Genomic DNA, 17,091 nt, shown 5'->3' with positions numbered 1-17,091 from the left:
GAAAACCTGCTGAGTTATTAAAAATTATAGGTAAAAGGAATAGTTTTACCAGGATTTTTCAAATAGTATCCCGCCATTTAATTCAATTGAATGGCGTTTTTATTTTATGATCTCCGGTATTTCAGCAAATCTAATAATAAGTCTATCAAATATTTAAAAAAGTAATGATCTTTTTCTTTATATTTGCCGACCTTATTTATAAAACTAAAAACTTTAATCATGAAGAAAATATTTTTCATATTTCTATCAGTTCTTACACTCGCTTCATGCGGTTCGGACGGCAACAGAGATAATGACAATGGTACCAACAACAATGTCAATGCAGCGCCAAAAGTTGTAACGGGTACTCCTATTATCGCCAACGCAGAATTTAAATTTACAGGAACAGTCACTTCTGCCGGATCCGGATATTCAAAACGCGGGTTTTGCTGGAGTAAGAATATCAACCCTACCATTGGTAATTCCAAATATATTGAGGAGTATACCAATACTACAGGAGATTATCTTCTTATGGCAACATACAGTACAGATTTTGACAAATCAACTACGTATTATGTAAGGGCTTATGTTCAGGCTTATAATGGAGATGTTATTTACGGAGATAATGTATCGTTTGTTACACCTGCAAAAATGGACATTACATTTAAAATGGCCAAAAACGTGTACACAACCTCTGCTACCCTGGTTACAGAAAATATTGCCGTACATTATCTTGAAGCTTTCCTTCCTGATGAAAAAGGATTCTGCTACAGAACCAGTGCCGGCGTAGATATCACAAACGGACAAACCATTAAAATATCAAATCCGAATACGTATTCGGCATATGAACTGGAAGCGACAGCATTACAGCCCAACACTACCTATTACGTAAAATCTTATGTAAAAGAGGGAGCGCAGGTATATTATTCACCTGAAAAAACATTTAAAACTGCAGGAGCCATAGGAGCTTCGGGTGGATATGTTTTTTATGACAAAGGAGAATTTACAGATGGATGGAGATATCTTGAGGCTGCTCCTGCCAATCTCACTTATAACGGATCAGATAAAATCAAATGGGGGTGCCCGTTTGATGTTGTTAATCAGACCCAGGCAGTAATGGGATCAGGTCCTGCTAATACAGCAAGAATTATTTCCCAGTGTTCAGATGCAAACTGCGCGGCAAGGTTATGTGCTAATTATACTATAAACGGCCTCACAGGCTGGTTCTTGCCATCAGAAGAGGAATTAATGGCATTCTATAAAAGTTCCAAAAACGTCTACAATATTGCATCAAATCCATGGAATGATGTGTCACAAAAATACTACTGGAGCTCTACAGAAATGCCGGGCATCAATGAAGCCAGAATTCTGGATGGGTATGTGGGCCATATCTGGAATTATTCCAAAGATTACAACATGGTCAGGGTAAGGCCTTTCAGAAGGTTCTAAAAATACTTTATATTATGAAACCGCCGGTATGCCGGTGGTTTTTTATTTTAAGTGTTGAACAGTCTAACTATTTACTTTATAAACTGAAAATAACGATCCTTCTGCTTTAATAATTACCTTCTTTCCATAATCAATCTGTATGCTGAACATATTTTCGAGCGGAAATTGCAAAATTGACTGAAGTATCAGGCGGATGGCCCCTGCATGGGTAATAATCAGGACTTTCCCGGTATTCTTTTTCTTAATCAATTCATTCCAAAAGCTAAGCACACGGGTCTGCATTTCAAGCAAATTTTCTCCTCCCGAAGCTTTTACATTAACAAAGTCCTGATACCAGGGATTGATTTCTTCTTCAGGGATTTCAGTCCATTTTTTCAGCTCCCAGTTTCCGAAGTTCATCTCCCTCAACCGAGCATCTGTCGTATAATCAAATTTGAAATAATCAGCAAGAAGGCGGCACCGCAGCGAAGGACTTGAAATGACAAGATCAAACTCTTCATCCAGGTCAAGCTTTTCACAATCTTTAGTATAGTTTCCACGCAAAGGCATTTCAGCAAAACCATAACAGAGGTTTTCAGGATTATCTACAGCTGTATGCCGAATCAGATGAATTTCCATGCGATAATTGTTCCGAGATAAAATAAAACTTCGCACACCTGCTGTACCGACCCCAGGCAGTCTCCGGTATAGCCACCGATATGCTTTTTAAAATACCAGCCCATGCTCATCTTCCCCAAATAAGCGAGTGCGAAAGCCAGCACCAAGCGCCAGTCAGGGATCAGGACAAAAGAAATTAAAACACTGATAAAGCCAACCAGTAATGCCATCCCATCCAATGGTTTATTCGCCAAAGGTTTTGATTTGCTGACATCTATATCCGTCACATACTGGTGGGTATAAATCATCGTTCCTGAAATAAAACGGCTTGAAGTATGTGCCAGGATAACAATTGACAGAGTCTTCATCAGATCAACCGTTCCCAGAGCCTGAATACTGAAAAATTTCAAAGCAAACAACAGGATAATTCCAATGGTTCCGTAAGCTCCTACCCTGCTATCTTTCATAATGGTAAGAATTTTTTCTTTCCCGTATCCGCCTCCAAAGCTGTCGCACATATCTGTGAAGCCATCTTCGTGGAATGCCCCCGTCAGTAAAACACTACTAATCATCATTAGCACAATCCCTATTTCCAGGTTAAAAAGCTGCGTAAAAAGATAAAGAAATACCGCATTGATCAATCCGACCAATAATCCGACCCAGGCAAAATATTTTTGAGATTTATTCATGATTTCACCGGAATACGGAATGGTAAACGGAACCGGAATTCTGGTGAAAAACATTAATGCTGTCGCAAAGTAAATCAATTCATTCTTTATGGTTTTCATCTATTCTTTATTTGAAACATGGGCATCTTCAAAACTTGACATTTCATTCAGGAAATTAACAGCACTTTGAAGTAACGGATACGCCAGTGCACAGCCTGTTCCTTCTCCCAAACGCAAATTCAGATTGAGTAAAGCTTTCTGTCCCAGCAGTTCTATCAGCTGAAGATGGGCATTTTCATCGCTTACATGGCAGAAAATACAGTTATTAAGGATTTGAGAATTCTTTTTCCATGCAGTAGCAATCGCAATGGTTGCAATAAAACCGTCTACCATTATCAGCATATCCTGATGAAAGGCCTCTTCCATTGCACCGATCATCTGGGCAATTTCAAGCCCGCCAAAAGTCCTGGCAATTTCATCTGGAGCTGCTAGATCCGGATACTTTTCTATCGCCGCCGTTAAAATATTGATTTTATTCTGTAACTGATCATCATTCAACCCGGTACCACGCCCGATACAGCTCACTATAGGCAGGTTAAACAATTGACTCATCATCAGTGAAGAAGCGGAAGTATTCCCGATCCCCATCTCTCCAAAGCCAATAATATTACAACCACTTCCTGCAATTTCTCTCACTACCTGCCGGCCATTTTCAAGGGACTGAAGATATTCTTCAGAAGTCATGGCAGGTTCTTCTAGAATGTTACGACTGGATTTTCTTACTTTTTTATCTTGTAAAGGCAGTCCCTGAGGAAAATCAAAATTAACTCCGGCATCTACAATTGTAATTTCAATACCGTTTTGTTTACAGAAAACATTAATCGCTGCTCCACCACTCAAAAAATTCATCACCATCTGGTATGTTACTTCCTGCGGATAGGCACTCACTCCCGCTGTAGCAATTCCATGGTCGGCTGCAAAAACAACCATATGGGGTTTTACCAATCCGGGTGAAGTGGTCTTCTGAACCATTCCGATTTTGTGGGCCAGATATTCAAGCTGTCCCAATGCTCCTAAAGGTTTTGTTTTGAAATCAATTTTGTGCTGTAATTCTGATGATAACATGAATGTAAAATAGTTATGTGGATAGAGAAAGTGCAATATTAGTGAAATAGGGATTTTCATACAAAGGATTCATGGAAAATATGAAGGGAATAGATAGATAATCATAAACGAGAGACCTGAAGCTTAAAATACAATATTGCAATGCTACCTCTTACCTCTGGAACTTTCAGACCTTACAAAATATAAAATCTACGCAAAAACATCGCGCACTTTCATCATTACTTTGCATTATCAATAAAAAAAACAATGTCACCAACAATACTGAAAAAGATAAAAGAAGTAGAAGAAATACGGGGAGTAGAAGTACTTCTTGCCGTTGAATCCGGGAGCAGGGCGTGGGGTTTTGCTTCTCCTGACAGCGATTATGATATACGGTCCATATACCGGCATGAAAAAGACTGGTATCTTTCCCCATGGGATAAAGATGAAACGATAGAATTCATAACGGAAGATGATCTGGATGGTTCGGGATGGGATCTCCGCAAGACTTTTCATCTTTTACTGAAATCGAACGCAGCCTTATTGAGTTGGTTTTATTCTCCTGTCGTATACAAGGAAAACACAAAATTCACAGCGCTTTTCAGGCCATTGGCTGATGCCTGCTTTTCTCCGATAGCCGTTTCCTATCATTATTTAAGCATGAGTAAAAAATACCTTGAAGCCTGCAGAAGTGATGAAGTTAAATTAAAAAGTTATTTTTATTGCCTGAGAACCACACTCACTGGAAAATGGATCATAGAAAAAGGAACCGTTCCACCGGTTTTGTTCAGTGATCTGCTTGTTCTGACAGATGATACAATCAGGCGAAAAATAGAAGATCTCGTTGCTTTAAAAGCCACCAAAGGAGAATCTTACTATCATCCGAATGATTGGGCGTTGTTTGGTTTTCTTGAAAAAACAATCGCAGAGAACGAGAAAAAATCAAAGGGTCTTCCGGGAGGAAAAGCAGATAAGGCTGAGATGGAGAGAGTTTTCAGGGAGATCTTGGAGAAATGTTAATCTTAAAGTATATTATAAATTTGAATCCACTTAGAATATGACCATCCAAGACCTTAAAAACAACAACCTCCTCCTCTTTGAAGCCATCTCCGGAAGCCGCGCTTTCGGGCTGGCGACGGAAAATTCAGATACAGATATCCGTGGGGTATATTATCTGCCGAAAGAAGATTTCTTTGGGTTGAATTATATTCAGCAGATTTCCAATGAAACGAATGATATTACCTATTATGAAATCGGGAGATTTGTGGAACTGCTTCAGAAGAATAATCCTAATATTCTGGAAATCCTGGCAAGTCCGGAGGATTGTATTCTTTACCAACATCCGCTGATGGATCTGTTGAAAACCGAGGACTTTTTATCTAAAGTATGCAAAGACAGCTTTGCAGGCTATGCCATTTCGCAGATAAAAAAAGCCAAAGGACTCAACAAAAAGATTCTCAATCCTATTGAAAAGGAAAGGAAGTCTATCCTGGATTTTTGTTTCGTTCTTGAAGGCCAGGGTTCCGTTCCTTTGAAAAAGTGGCTTTCAGCATATGGAAAGGTTCAGGAAAAATGCGGATTAACAAATATTGACCATACCAAGGGCATGTATGCTGTATTTTATGATGAATCAGGGACGTTGGGTTATAAAGGAGTTATTCAGAATGAAGAGGCCAATCAAGTTTCTGTATCATCTGTTCCTAAAGACGAAAAACCTGTTTCCTACGTGTTCTGCAATCTGGATGCCTACTCTGTTTACTGCAAAGACTACAGGGAATACTGGAAATGGGTAGCGGAGCGTAATGAAGACCGTTACAATGTCAATCAGAAGCACGGACAGAATTATGACAGCAAGAATATGATGCATACCATCCGGCTGCTGCAATCCTGTGAACAGATTTTTAAAACCCGATCATTGACTGTTCGTGTAGAAAATCGCGACGAACTGTTGGATATCAAAGCTGGGAACCAGTCCTATGAAGATATTATGCAAAAGGCAGAAAAACTGATACAATCTATAGAAAACCATTATTCTGTTTCCAGCCTGCCTGATTATCCTGATTTAGAAAAAACAACAAAGACTCTGGTCCGGATAAGAGAAAAGCTTTACGGAAATCATGATAACTATAAATAAGAGTGATGGATTGTGAGACTGAAAATTTCATCACTCTTATTCACAACTCTTTTCCATTCATTTCTTCGAAGCCTTTGCCATGGGGTTATAATCAAGACATATTTTGATCCAGTATTCAAAATCATCCGGCTTTTGAAATCCGGCAGGTTCTACATAGCAGTATCCTTTGAGTTGCTTCCCTTTCATGATCATCGGCAGAAATCCTTTCTTTTCCGAAACCTCTTCTTCCAACTCCGGATCATAGCGGCACATAAGATTCTCATGACTGATGCTGATACACATCTTTCCATTCACAAGAAAAGACAGTCCGCTGAACATTTTCTTTTCTTCAATTTCTATATTATTTTCCACCAAGAGTCGTTCCCGTACGCGGTCGGCAAGTTCAGTACTGTAAGCCATGATTTCAATTTTTATTATTTAAAATTACTTAAAAACTGTGATTATCACGCTATTCCGACCAGTTTATTGATAATTTTGAATCGAGAAAAATAAATTTTTATTTAAATTAATTATTGTTTTACGATAATTAATTATACATTTGCAATATCAATTAATGATCATGACATGAACCAGACCAGAATTATTTCAAAGATTTTATTTTATATCTGCTGTATTCTTTCGGTAGGCTATTTAATCACTTTTGTATACTCCATTCTTTGTTTAGCTACGGATTTTTCTGTTGTTCCGTACAAAGACGGACAATACCTTCACATCAATTATCCGTTTACGGAAAGTCCTTTTCTGAATATTGAAAACAATCATCCGTACATTATGTTTTCATTTCTTCTGGTTTTAATTTCCTATGGAATTTTTTTCTGGCTTTCTGCCGGAGTTTTCAGGGTATTCTTCCGCGACAAATTATTTACGAAAAAAAATATAGGTCAACTTAAGAGATTTTACCTGTATAATATTTTCATTCCCCTTCCCCTGGTTATTATCGCGAGTTTCTTTGTGGAAGTGGAAAGTATTATATGGGGACTGGTGTTTATTCACTTTATGCTTGGAATTTTCTGCCTGTTTCTTGCCAATATTTTTAAACAAGGGCTACATTTGCAAAACGAACAAGATCTATTTATATAAAATGCCGATTATAGTCAACTTGGATGTAATGCTTGCCAAAAGAAAGATGCAGAGTAAAGAATTGGCAGAAAAACTGGGAATTACTCCCGTCAATCTTTCCATCCTGAAAACCGGAAAAGCCAAAGGAGTACGTTTCGATACCCTTGAGGCCATCTGCAAAATCCTGGAATGCCAGCCCGGAGATATTCTTGAATTTAAAGAATAGCCGGCTACGGAGCGAAGCCAAGTATTAAGAGTTAAAATTTCCCATTACTTCCAGCTTCCAGCCCACTAACTTCTAACTTCAAAAAACAGCTGTCGAAAGACCGCCTGTCATTGTATTACCCAAACTCAAAATTATGAATACATTATCTGTTAACCAGCTCAGCCTCACTTATCCTAATGGACATCAAGCTATTCAGAACATTTCACTGGAGATCAAAAACGGAATGTTCGGCCTGCTTGGTCCTAATGGAGCGGGTAAATCATCTTTAATGAAAACCATTGTAGGCCTCCGGAAACCTACTTCCGGGAATATCATCTTTAACGGAACGGATGTTACCCAGAATCCAGATTATATCAAAAAACATTTGGGGTTTCTGCCTCAGGATTTCGGGGTTTACCCTAGGGTTTCTGCATATGATCTGCTGGAACATATCGCAGTATTGAAGGGTGTTTCAGACAAGAATCAGCGGAAAAATCAGATTATAAATCTACTGGAGAAGGTCAACCTTGCAGATTTCAGGAATAAAGAGGTTCATACCTTCTCCGGGGGAATGAAGCAGCGATTCGGAGTGGCGCAGGCTTTATTGGGTGCACCCAAGATCATCATCGTAGATGAACCTACGGCCGGTCTAGATCCTGAGGAACGCAACCGTTTCAATGCTTTGCTGAATGACATCAGCCGGGATGTTATTGTGATCCTTTCCACCCATCTGGTGGAAGATGTAAGAAACCTTTGCTCGGAAATGGCTGTTATGAATCATGGTAAGATCCTTATACAAGGCAGCCCGGGAGCATTAATTGCAGAACTGGAAAACAAAATATGGTCTAAACCTATCGATAAAAATGAGCTGAAACAGTATACTTTACACTATGATATTATCAGCCAGCAGCTAATTGAAAGAGCACTGCATATCACCGTTTTTTCTCAGGAATATCCCAAAGGTTTCTATTCTGTACAACCTTTATTGGAACATGTTTACTTTCATACTCTAACTCAAAAACCTTAGTCATGAACACTATATTTTTATTTGAGGCCGGACGCCATATAAAGCACCGGTCCGGGTACCTGATTGCCTTAGCCTTAACAGGAATAGGTATCTTTTGCGGCAGCCGGTTTAATCTTACCGTTGGAGAAGGTATTTTTTTAAACTCACCTTATACCATTGGTTTTATGACCGGACTACTCAGCATTTCGCTCATCTTTCCCGGAGTCATTTATGCTTTACAGCTGCTTTTCAAGGAAGCTGATAGCCGGTTCGATTTACTGATGTTCTCATTTCCGGTCGATAAAAAATCTTATCTGACCGGAAAATTCTGTTCGTATTATGTACAACTTTTTTTAAGTTTCTTTTTTCTTATGACTGGTTTTATGACTGGACAGGCAATGCGGACAGGAAGCGAAATGCAGGATGGATTCCAAGTGGTGTATTACTTATATCCTTTGCTGGTTTTCGGTCTGTTCAATACTTTTTTCATCAGCAGTTTGTTGTTTTTTGTATCTTTCATCATCAGGAAAAAATTACTCGTTGTTGTAACCGGTTTATTCTTGTATGTATTGTACATGGTTGTCCTGCTATTTTCCAATTCTCCTTTTATGGCAGGAAGCATGCCTCAGTCATTGGAAGCACAGCAACTTTCGGCATGGCTTGATCCTTTCGGCATTTCCTCTTATTTTATGGATGCCAAAGTGTTTTCCGTTCATCAGAAGAACACACAAATTGTACCTTTTACGCATTATTTATTGTTCAACAGGCTTATGTTCTCTGGAATATCAGTTATTTTCCTGCTGCTTTCCTTCAGACTGTTCTCATTTTCCCATATTTCAAAAAGAAAAATAAAAAAAGAGCCTCAGCGCTATTCTTCACCTGTGATTTCTTCGGAGGAATACAAGGTTGCATTCCCAATTTTCAATAGAAAATCTTCCGTTCAGGCCATCCTGTCATTTGCAAAAACCGACCTGATTTATTTATTTAAAACCGTTACTATTCCTGCTGTCACCATCCTCCTGCTATTCTTCATAGGAATGGAAATGTATGCCGAAATTGAGAAAGGGATCCGCCTGCCTCAAAAATACGCCAGTTCAGGACTGATGGCAACCACCATTTCTGAAAACTTCCATATATTGGGTATATTGGTCGTGGTTTATTTTCTCAACGACCTGTATTGGAGGAGTCACTCATCCGGCTTTTTCCTTATTGAAAAAAGTACTTTTTTCTCAAAAGCAAAATGGGCAGGTCATTGTATTTCCATGAGTATCCTGCTGTTTTTTTTCACGGGGATTTCAATTATTGAAGGAATCGTTTTCCAGACTGTTTACGGGTATGGGCATCTGGACTGGAATGCTTATCTCGGAGTATTTATCTTTAATACTTTTCCATTGATCTTGTTTACCAGCCTGATACTGTTGATCAATGACCTTATAAAAAACAAGTTTATTGCTTTGGGCATATCTGTTGTATCTTCATTTGTATTCGCCGGCCCTGCTTCCCAAATGTTATTTTCTTATCCGCTTTTAAGAATATTTTCAGATTTCAGAGGCAGTTACAGTGATTTTAATGGGTACGGAACCTACGAAGAGGCTTTTTTACAAAGGCTTTTATTTGGTGTCGGTATCATGGCTGTGTTATGGCTGGCTGTTCTTTTCATAAAAACTAAAAAGCTCTCTGTTATTCAATATTCCGTTTGTTTTCTTCTCTTATTTTCAGGGATCTATTCAGGATCACTTTTTATGAAAGGGTATATCCCAAAAAATGAAGAAAGTTCCGTTTTGCATGCTGCGCAATATGAAAAAAAATTCCGGCAATATGAACATCTGCCACAACCTGACATCACCGGTGTAACTACTGAAATTAAACTCTATCCATCTGAGAACACGTATGAAATCACGGGAAAATACCTCCTGAAAAATCAAACAGAAAGTCCTGTCAGTAAAATCCTGATCAATTTTAATAAAGATCTGCGATTGAAATCTGCAATTTTTAAATACGGATCAGAAATTATTCCAATTGCCGAAAATACGGCTGAGATTTCATTAAACCAGCCAATGGCTCCAGAAACTGAAGCTGTCCTTGATTTTGAATTGTCTTACCAATGGTTTGCCGTTAACGGTCACCAATCTTTCAATGCTATTATAGAAAACGGTTCATTTGCAAGAATCAGCAGGTATTATCCGGGCATCGGATACCAGAAAGGAGAAGAAATACAGGATGAGCAAAAAAGGAAAGAATACCGGCTCGGAAAGCTTGAGCCATTACAGAGTCCCGAAAATCCGGCAGTATTTAAAAAAGATTTTATTACATTGGATATGACCCTTTCTACAGAGGGCAATCAAACAGCTGTGGGTACCGGAGATCTTATAAAAAGCTGGAGTACAGCAGGAAGGAACTATTCCCGATATTACGCGAAAAATATCCCTTTCCGGTTTGCCTTTTCATCCGCAGTATATCAGATTCAGAAAGTAAATTACAAGGGAATCCTGATCAACATTCTGTATCATAAAAATCATGGTGAAAATGTAGAGCATCTTATTCAGAATGCAAAACTCACCCTGGATTATTGCCAGCAGAATTTTGGGCAATACCCTTTCAGTACCATTACTTTCGCAGAAATTTCATCATTTACCAGAGGTTTTGCGGCTACAGCGTACCCATCAGTCATCTTTATGCCTGAAGATATGATATTCCATGCCAACATTCATGCTGATAAAGAACAGGATGTCATCAATGAACTCGCGGGCCACGAACTCTCCCATCTGTGGTGGGGCAACAGCCAGATAGACCCTGATCACCGTGAAGGCTCCGTAATGCTTACAGAAACTCTCGCCATGTATACAGAAATGATGCTTTACAAAAAAATGCATGGTAAAGAAAAAATGACGGACAGAATCCGCGTACATCAGCAAATCTATGACAATGAAAAAGGATTATCTGAAAATGTTCCTATTTACAGGGCTACCGGGAAAGTTCCCCATATTTCATACTCTAAAGGTGCTGTTGCTATGGTAAAATTAAGTGAACTTATTGGGGAGGAAAAAGTAAATCTGGCTTTAAGGAATTTCCTAAGCAACAACCGGTACCCTAAAAAGCCGGGTTCTCTGGATCTTCTCAAAGAGTTTTATCATGTATCTCCTCCGGGAATGCGGCCACAAATCGACGGATTATTTAAAGTGATTGAAAATACAGCTCCCTCTTATTCTCTAAAAGGCCCATCTGTAAAGGAAAAAATCAATGATCCTATTGGCAGTTTTTAAATTATTTTAAAAAAAATTTCAGGGTAGTGTAACAAAGGTATATTGATGGTCAACCAATTAATTGATATATCAATAATTGATTTATCATTTTAATGATATCATGGAAAAACTAAATTCAATTATATTCTACAATATCGATAAAGCCATAAGGGCCTATAGAAACTATGCACAACGTCAGCTAAAGGCAAACGGTTTTACGATAACCATAGATCAATGGCTTATCATCAAGGCTATTCTGGAAAACCCGGGAATTACCCAGAATGAGATTGGTGATCTGGTATTTAAAGATAATGCTTCTGTAACCAGAATCATTGATATCATGGTAAAGTCAGAATATATTATACGACACGTACACCCTGAAGACCGTAGGAAAACCAATTTAAAAGTGACAGAATCCGGAAAGGAAATCATAGAAAAGGTTCAGAATATTGTTGAAAAAAACAGAAAAACGGCTTTAGAGGGGATTAGTAAAAAAGAGCTGGAAGTGATGTATTCCGCTTTGCTTAAAATTTCAGAAAACTGTCTCAATTCAAAAAAATAAAACACTATGGCCAGAATATTTTCATTTCTGCTGATCTGGATGTTCCTGTTCAGCAGTTATTTGTCAGCACAAACTATGCAGGGCTTGTCCTTGTCAGGCACTATTTCCTCTGAGAAAACAGAGCAGATGGAAATCAATTTATTCGACTCTGAACAGAAACTTATTAAAACAGAAATTGCAGATGCCAACGGAAAGTTCAGTTTCAATGACCTGAAGCCCGGAACTTACCGGTTAAAGATTAACAGAAACGGCTCTGAAATCTATCATTCTGACAATATTGCATTGGCAGGCAATACCAGCCTCCCTCCTATTGACCTGAAAATAAAATCAATTGAAGGAGTAACCATTACAAAGACCAGGCCCCTGATTGAAAGACAGGACGGAAAAATGATTATGAATGTCGAAAACAGTATTGCCAGTACAGGAAACTCAGCTTTTGAAGTGCTGGAAAAGGCACCGGGAGTCAACATTGATTCCAATGATAATATCAGCCTCAGGGGAAAAGGAAACCTGCTCATCCAGATTGATGGTAAAAATACACCAATGACCGGAAGTGATCTCGCCAATTATCTGAAAGGGCTTCCTTCATCCTCTATAGGAACAGGAAAGTATGTGAAGAACAATAACAGCTTCAGCATTAATCACAGGAATAAAAAGTTCAATATATTCGGAAATTACAGTTTTGCCTACAGGGAGCTTTACAACCACCTGATCCTGGATAGAAATTTTTATAACAATAATAATTTTGAAAAAGCTTATTTACAGGATAATTATCTAAAGTTTGGCATTAAAAGTCATGTGGCAAAAGCCGGAATGGACTATTATATGAATGATAAAAATGTGCTGGGCTTTTCTTTAGGCCTGGTCACCAGCAGGCTTAATCTGGATGGTGATAACAACAATATAACACTGAACAACAACCGCATTCCTGAAAGTACTTTCAATACACTGAGTACCACAAAAAATGACTGGGATAATTTTTCGGTGAACCTGAACCATAAATATGCTCTTGATTCTTTAGGATCGGAACTGACTACAGATTTTGATTATATTAATTATACCAATTCCTCGCTTCAAAATTTTGAAACAAAAACCCACCTGATATCTGAAAATTCTGACAGGCTTGATATTTTAAAAGGTGATATCAATGGAAAATTAAATATTTATTCATTAAAATCTGATCTCGCTAAAAATTTAAAAAATGACTGGAAACTGGAAGGAGGAATTAAGACCAGCTTTGTAAAAAACGACAGTGATCTGAAGTTTTTCAATTTAGACGCCGGAAATCCGGTTTTTGATCCTTCAAAGAGCAATCATTTTATTTATGAAGAAAATATTAATGCCATCTATGGAAATGTCTCCAAAAAATGGGAAAAATTAAAAATGACAGCCGGTTTAAGAGTAGAGAATACCAACATAAAAGGAACACAGCTTGCTACGAATCAGGTTAATAAACAAAATTATACGCAATTATTTCCAAGTGCTGTTTTCTCTTATGACCTGACGGATAAAAGCAACCTGGAAATCAATTTCAGCAGAAGGATCACAAGACCCAGTTATATGCAGCTGAACCCGTTTAAGTTCTATCTGGATCCTACCACTTCCAAAACCGGAAATCCTGACCTGAGCCCACAAACCATGATGAATTATGAAATTACCTATAGCTTAAGCAATAAATATTTCTTTACATTAAGCTACAGTAAAACCAGTGACAATATTACGGATGTCATCAAGCCTGTTATAGAAGATGGTAAAAATGTGACCGTACAAACTATTGAAAACCTCAGCTCGGTCTCTAACTACGGCCTTTACCTGATCGCTCCTGTAAAAGTGACCCAATGGTGGGACATGAATAACAATGCCAATTTTTATTATGCGACTTACACCGGAAATGTTTCTGAAACCCAGATCAACAACAAAGGAAATTTTAATTTCAATATCAACAGCATCAACTCCTTCAAATTAGGAAATGGATTCACAGCAGAAGTCACAGGCAATTACAGAACCCGGGAAATTTATGCCTATATGGACGTAAGACCCATCTGGTACCTGAATATAGGAGCCCAGAAGAAATTTAAAAATAACAGCATCCTGAAGCTTGCATTCAACGATGTATTTTTCTCCAGTAACCCTAAAGCACAAACTGTTTTTAATAATTATGTAGAAAATTTTGTTGTGAAAAGGGACTCCCGTGTGGTGACACTTTCCTACACTTATAACTTTGGTTCTTCTAAAAACGGACAGCCGAGAAAAACCGGGGGAGCTGAGGATTTAAAACAAAGAATCGGAAGCTGAAATAAAGACTGTTGAAGATGCAAGGGAGCATATACAATTAAAAGAGAAAAAATAAACCCTGACCTATAAAGCATTTAATGTTATCACAGGTAAAAACCTTCTGGTTGCACTTTTCAACCCTATACAAACAAAAAATCCCTCAAAATGAGGGATTTTTCATATCTAAGAATATTTCTTATGCTTCTGTAGTAGGCGTCTGGTTTTCTGCAGGTTTTCCGCCTTGTGGTCTTCCTTGTCCTTCAGCTTTCGGTTTACCTTCCGGTTTTGGAGGTCTTGGCAAAAGAACTTTACGGGAAAGCTTCATTTTCTTACGGTCATCATACCCCATGAATTTTACTTCTACTTCATCACCTTCAGCGTATGGAACCTTATCAAGGCGCTTCCATTCAATTTCTGAAATGTGCAGAAGTCCTTCAGTACCTTTGGCAATGGCCACAAAAGCTCCAAAATCCATCACTTTCACTACCTTACCTTTGTATACTTCACCTACAACCGGTACGAAGGTAATCTCATTGATCTTAGCGATCGCAGCATTGATTTTCTCCCTGTCTGTTCCGGCAATTTCAATACGTCCGATTTCTCCGATTTCTTCAATTGAAACAACCGTATCCGTATCTTTCTGTAGCTGTTGAATAATTTTTCCACCAGGCCCGATTACCGCTCCAATGAAGTCTTTTGCAATCTCCATTATTACCATCTTCGGAGCATGAGGCTTCACATCCGGTCTTGGCTGGGCAATAGTTTCTGTGATTTTATTAAGGATGTGTAATCTTCCGTCTTTAGCCTGCATTAAAGCCTTTTCCATGATATCCATAGAAAGTCCCTGGATTTTAATATCCATCTGACAAGCTGTGATACCGTCTGCTGTACCGGTTACTTTGAAGTCCATATCTCCAAGGTGGTCTTCATCACCTAAGATATCTGAAAGTACAGTCCATTTTCCTGATTTTTTATCCGTAATCAATCCCATTGCAATCCCTGAAACAGGTTTTGTAATCTGAACTCCGGCATCCATTAATGCCAATGTTCCGGCACAAACAGTTGCCATTGAAGAGGAACCGTTTGATTCCAGGATATCGGAAACAATTCTGATGGTATATGGGTTTTCCTGGGGAATTACTGCTGTTAAAGCTCTTTGTGCCAGGTTTCCGTGTCCTACCTCTCTTCTTGATGTACCTCTTAAAGGTCTTGCTTCACCAGTTGAGAACGGAGGGAAATTATAATGCAGGAAGAATCTCTCGTCGTGCTGCGTGATTACGCTGTCGATCATGTTGGCATCTTTTACAGAGCCTAATGTTACGGCAGTCAGAGACTGGGTTTCCCCTCTTGTAAAGATTGCTGAACCGTGAGCTCCCGGAAGATAGTCAATCTCTGACCAGATCGGACGGATCGTTTGCGGATCACGACCATCAAGACGGATATTGTCTTCAAGGATCATCTGACGCATAGCTTCTTTCTCTACGTCGTGGTAATATACTTTAACGAAAGGAGTCACTCTTGCCAATTCTTCTTCATCTTCAGCATACTGGGCTAAAAATTCCTCAAGAACTGCTTTGAACTTCTCTCCTCTTTCTTCTTTATTGGATGGAGTTTTTGCTACTTCATACACTTTGTTGTAGCATTCATTCCATACTTTTTCACGAATGGCTTCGTCATGCTCTTCGTGGCTGTATTCTCTTTTAGGGAAAGATTTTCCTACTTTTGCAGCTAATCTCTCCTGGGCTTCAATCTGTTTTTTGATTTCTGCATGAGCAAAATTGATTGCCTCCAGCATTTCCTGCTCGGAGATTTCTTTCATCTCACCTTCTACCATTACGATGGAGTCTTTAGTAGCTCCCACCATAATATCGATATCTGCTTTTAATAAATTTTCATAACTTGGGTTTACAGATAGCTCTCCGTCTATTTTTATTACCCTGGCTTCAGACATTGGTCCATTGAAAGGAATATCTGTAATGGCGATGGCCGCAGAAGCTGCCAGACCGGCTAATGCTTCAGGCATCACCTCTTTGTCATAAGAGATCAGTGAGATCATCACCTGTACTTCCGCATGGAAATCTTCAGGGAAAAGCGGACGCAATACCCTGTCTACCAATCTCATAGTAAGCACTTCATCATCAGATGGTTTTGCTTCTCTACGGAAGAAATTCCCTGGAATTCTTCCTCCCGCATAGAACTTTTCCCTGTAATCTACTGTTAATGGTAAAAAGTCTACTCCGGGATTTGCTTCTTTATTGGCTACAACAGTTGCTAAAAGCATTGTCCCACCACATTTAACAACTACGGATCCGTCAGCCTGCTTAGCCAGCTTCCCCGTTTCAATCGTGATTTCCCTGCCATCTGCAAGGGTAACCGTTTCTGTAAACGCTTGAGGTATACTCATAAATTTTCGTCTTTATACTCCGTATTGAGTATGATTAATATTTAAACTCTTTAAATTTTCGTTTGCAAAGGTACTATATAATAATGAAATATTAAATTTTTCGTTTGTATAAATAAGGTATCGGATTATAAAATTATGTCTGTCGGCAAATGAAAGATTCAACTTAATTCAGAACTTATTCATTATTATTGGCAAAAAATGAAAATTGTTTTTTCATAAATTGTCCTAAAAAATCATTGCTTTTTTGTATTATTGTCTCAAAAAAAGAAAATAATATCTGACAGATAAAACTGGAAAACAATTGCAAAACAACAAACCTATCTCTTATATTTGCCTTACTTCACAAAATAATATGCTGCAGGCAAAAAATTAAGGTATCCTTATCGAAGAAAGGGCCCCTTTTATATT

At 38.5% G+C, this 17,091-nt stretch carries 14 protein-coding genes; 9 read left to right on the top strand and 5 right to left on the bottom strand.

Annotation, left to right across the window (positions count from 1 at the left end):
* Positions 1-219: 219 nt before the first annotated feature.
* Positions 220-1,428, top strand: coding sequence for a hypothetical protein (locus OK18_RS13740; RefSeq protein WP_053328345.1), 1,209 nt, complete (start codon positions 220-222; stop codon positions 1,426-1,428).
* Between the two features lie 63 nt (positions 1,429-1,491).
* Here the strand turns inward: OK18_RS13740 and cobC are convergent, their stop codons facing one another.
* Genes cobC through cobT form a run of 3 tightly spaced genes read right to left on the bottom strand, consistent with a single transcriptional unit; the run spans position 1,492 to position 3,818 of the window.
* Positions 1,492-2,046: an alpha-ribazole phosphatase family protein gene (gene cobC, locus OK18_RS13735; RefSeq protein ID WP_050021522.1), complete on the bottom strand. Its 555-nt coding sequence runs from the start codon at positions 2,044-2,046 to the stop codon at positions 1,492-1,494.
* Positions 2,031-2,813, bottom strand: a complete 783-nt coding sequence (locus OK18_RS13730) for an adenosylcobinamide-GDP ribazoletransferase (RefSeq protein WP_053328344.1) — start codon at positions 2,811-2,813, stop codon at positions 2,031-2,033. Before OK18_RS13730 ends, cobC begins: the two co-directional genes overlap by 16 nt.
* Positions 2,814-3,818, bottom strand: coding sequence for a nicotinate-nucleotide--dimethylbenzimidazole phosphoribosyltransferase (gene cobT / locus OK18_RS13725; RefSeq protein ID WP_050021524.1), 1,005 nt, complete (start codon positions 3,816-3,818; stop codon positions 2,814-2,816).
* Between the two features lie 246 nt (positions 3,819-4,064).
* Between cobT and OK18_RS13720 the strand changes: the two genes are divergently transcribed.
* Entirely contained in the window at positions 4,065-4,817 is a 753-nt protein-coding gene (locus tag OK18_RS13720; RefSeq protein ID WP_053328343.1) for a nucleotidyltransferase domain-containing protein, read from the top strand.
* Between the two features lie 37 nt (positions 4,818-4,854).
* The gene (locus OK18_RS13715; protein ID WP_053328342.1) at positions 4,855-5,931 is read left to right on the top strand and encodes a nucleotidyltransferase domain-containing protein; all 1,077 of its coding nucleotides are present in this window, start codon (positions 4,855-4,857) and stop codon (positions 5,929-5,931) included.
* A 57-nt stretch (positions 5,932-5,988) separates the two neighbouring features.
* Here OK18_RS13715 and OK18_RS13710 read toward each other — a convergent pair whose 3' ends face one another.
* Positions 5,989-6,330, bottom strand: coding sequence for a TfoX/Sxy family protein (locus OK18_RS13710; RefSeq protein WP_050021526.1), 342 nt, complete (start codon positions 6,328-6,330; stop codon positions 5,989-5,991).
* A 165-nt stretch (positions 6,331-6,495) separates the two neighbouring features.
* Between OK18_RS13710 and OK18_RS13705 the strand changes: the two genes are divergently transcribed.
* The 6 genes from OK18_RS13705 to OK18_RS13680 all read left to right on the top strand — a co-directional run bounded on the left by OK18_RS13705 (position 6,496) and on the right by OK18_RS13680 (position 14,300).
* Positions 6,496-7,011: a DUF2975 domain-containing protein gene (locus OK18_RS13705; RefSeq protein ID WP_053328341.1), complete on the top strand. Its 516-nt coding sequence runs from the start codon at positions 6,496-6,498 to the stop codon at positions 7,009-7,011.
* A gap of 1 nt (position 7,012) precedes the next feature.
* The gene (locus tag OK18_RS13700; RefSeq protein ID WP_002980904.1) at positions 7,013-7,216 is read left to right on the top strand and encodes a helix-turn-helix domain-containing protein; all 204 of its coding nucleotides are present in this window, start codon (positions 7,013-7,015) and stop codon (positions 7,214-7,216) included.
* A gap of 133 nt (positions 7,217-7,349) precedes the next feature.
* Positions 7,350-8,222, top strand: a complete 873-nt coding sequence (locus tag OK18_RS13695) for an ABC transporter ATP-binding protein (protein WP_050021527.1) — start codon at positions 7,350-7,352, stop codon at positions 8,220-8,222.
* A gap of 2 nt (positions 8,223-8,224) precedes the next feature.
* The gene (locus OK18_RS13690; protein ID WP_053328340.1) at positions 8,225-11,464 is read left to right on the top strand and encodes a M1 family aminopeptidase; all 3,240 of its coding nucleotides are present in this window, start codon (positions 8,225-8,227) and stop codon (positions 11,462-11,464) included.
* Positions 11,465-11,564: 100 nt separating this feature from the next.
* Positions 11,565-12,005: a MarR family winged helix-turn-helix transcriptional regulator gene (locus OK18_RS13685; protein WP_053328339.1), complete on the top strand. Its 441-nt coding sequence runs from the start codon at positions 11,565-11,567 to the stop codon at positions 12,003-12,005.
* 6 nt (positions 12,006-12,011) lie between these two features.
* A complete protein-coding gene (locus OK18_RS13680) occupies positions 12,012-14,300 on the top strand; it encodes an outer membrane beta-barrel family protein (RefSeq protein WP_053328338.1) in 2,289 nt (762 codons plus the stop codon).
* Between the two features lie 175 nt (positions 14,301-14,475).
* On the opposite strand, the gene OK18_RS13675 is transcribed toward OK18_RS13680, so the two are convergent.
* The gene (locus tag OK18_RS13675; RefSeq protein WP_053328337.1) at positions 14,476-16,683 is read right to left on the bottom strand and encodes a polyribonucleotide nucleotidyltransferase; all 2,208 of its coding nucleotides are present in this window, start codon (positions 16,681-16,683) and stop codon (positions 14,476-14,478) included.
* Positions 16,684-17,091 lie beyond the last annotated feature (408 nt).

The sequence above is a fragment of the Chryseobacterium gallinarum genome (assembly GCF_001021975.1).
Taxonomy (GTDB): Bacteria; Bacteroidota; Bacteroidia; order Flavobacteriales; family Weeksellaceae; genus Chryseobacterium; species Chryseobacterium gallinarum.
This window is presented reverse-complemented; position numbering and strand designations above follow the sequence as displayed.

Coding starts and splice junctions, on each gene's coding strand:
- OK18_RS13740 (WP_053328345.1), top strand. CDS start 220: ATGAAGAAAATATTTTTCATATTTCTATCAGTTCTTACACTCGCTTCA.
- cobC (WP_050021522.1), bottom strand. CDS start 2,046: ATGGAAATTCATCTGATTCGGCATACAGCTGTAGATAATCCTGAAAAC.
- OK18_RS13730 (WP_053328344.1), bottom strand. CDS start 2,813: ATGAAAACCATAAAGAATGAATTGATTTACTTTGCGACAGCATTAATG.
- cobT (WP_050021524.1), bottom strand. CDS start 3,818: ATGTTATCATCAGAATTACAGCACAAAATTGATTTCAAAACAAAACCT.
- OK18_RS13720 (WP_053328343.1), top strand. CDS start 4,065: ATGTCACCAACAATACTGAAAAAGATAAAAGAAGTAGAAGAAATACGG.
- OK18_RS13715 (WP_053328342.1), top strand. CDS start 4,855: ATGACCATCCAAGACCTTAAAAACAACAACCTCCTCCTCTTTGAAGCC.
- OK18_RS13710 (WP_050021526.1), bottom strand. CDS start 6,330: ATGGCTTACAGTACTGAACTTGCCGACCGCGTACGGGAACGACTCTTG.
- OK18_RS13705 (WP_053328341.1), top strand. CDS start 6,496: ATGAACCAGACCAGAATTATTTCAAAGATTTTATTTTATATCTGCTGT.
- OK18_RS13700 (WP_002980904.1), top strand. CDS start 7,013: ATGCCGATTATAGTCAACTTGGATGTAATGCTTGCCAAAAGAAAGATG.
- OK18_RS13695 (WP_050021527.1), top strand. CDS start 7,350: ATGAATACATTATCTGTTAACCAGCTCAGCCTCACTTATCCTAATGGA.
- OK18_RS13690 (WP_053328340.1), top strand. CDS start 8,225: ATGAACACTATATTTTTATTTGAGGCCGGACGCCATATAAAGCACCGG.
- OK18_RS13685 (WP_053328339.1), top strand. CDS start 11,565: ATGGAAAAACTAAATTCAATTATATTCTACAATATCGATAAAGCCATA.
- OK18_RS13680 (WP_053328338.1), top strand. CDS start 12,012: ATGGCCAGAATATTTTCATTTCTGCTGATCTGGATGTTCCTGTTCAGC.
- OK18_RS13675 (WP_053328337.1), bottom strand. CDS start 16,683: ATGAGTATACCTCAAGCGTTTACAGAAACGGTTACCCTTGCAGATGGC.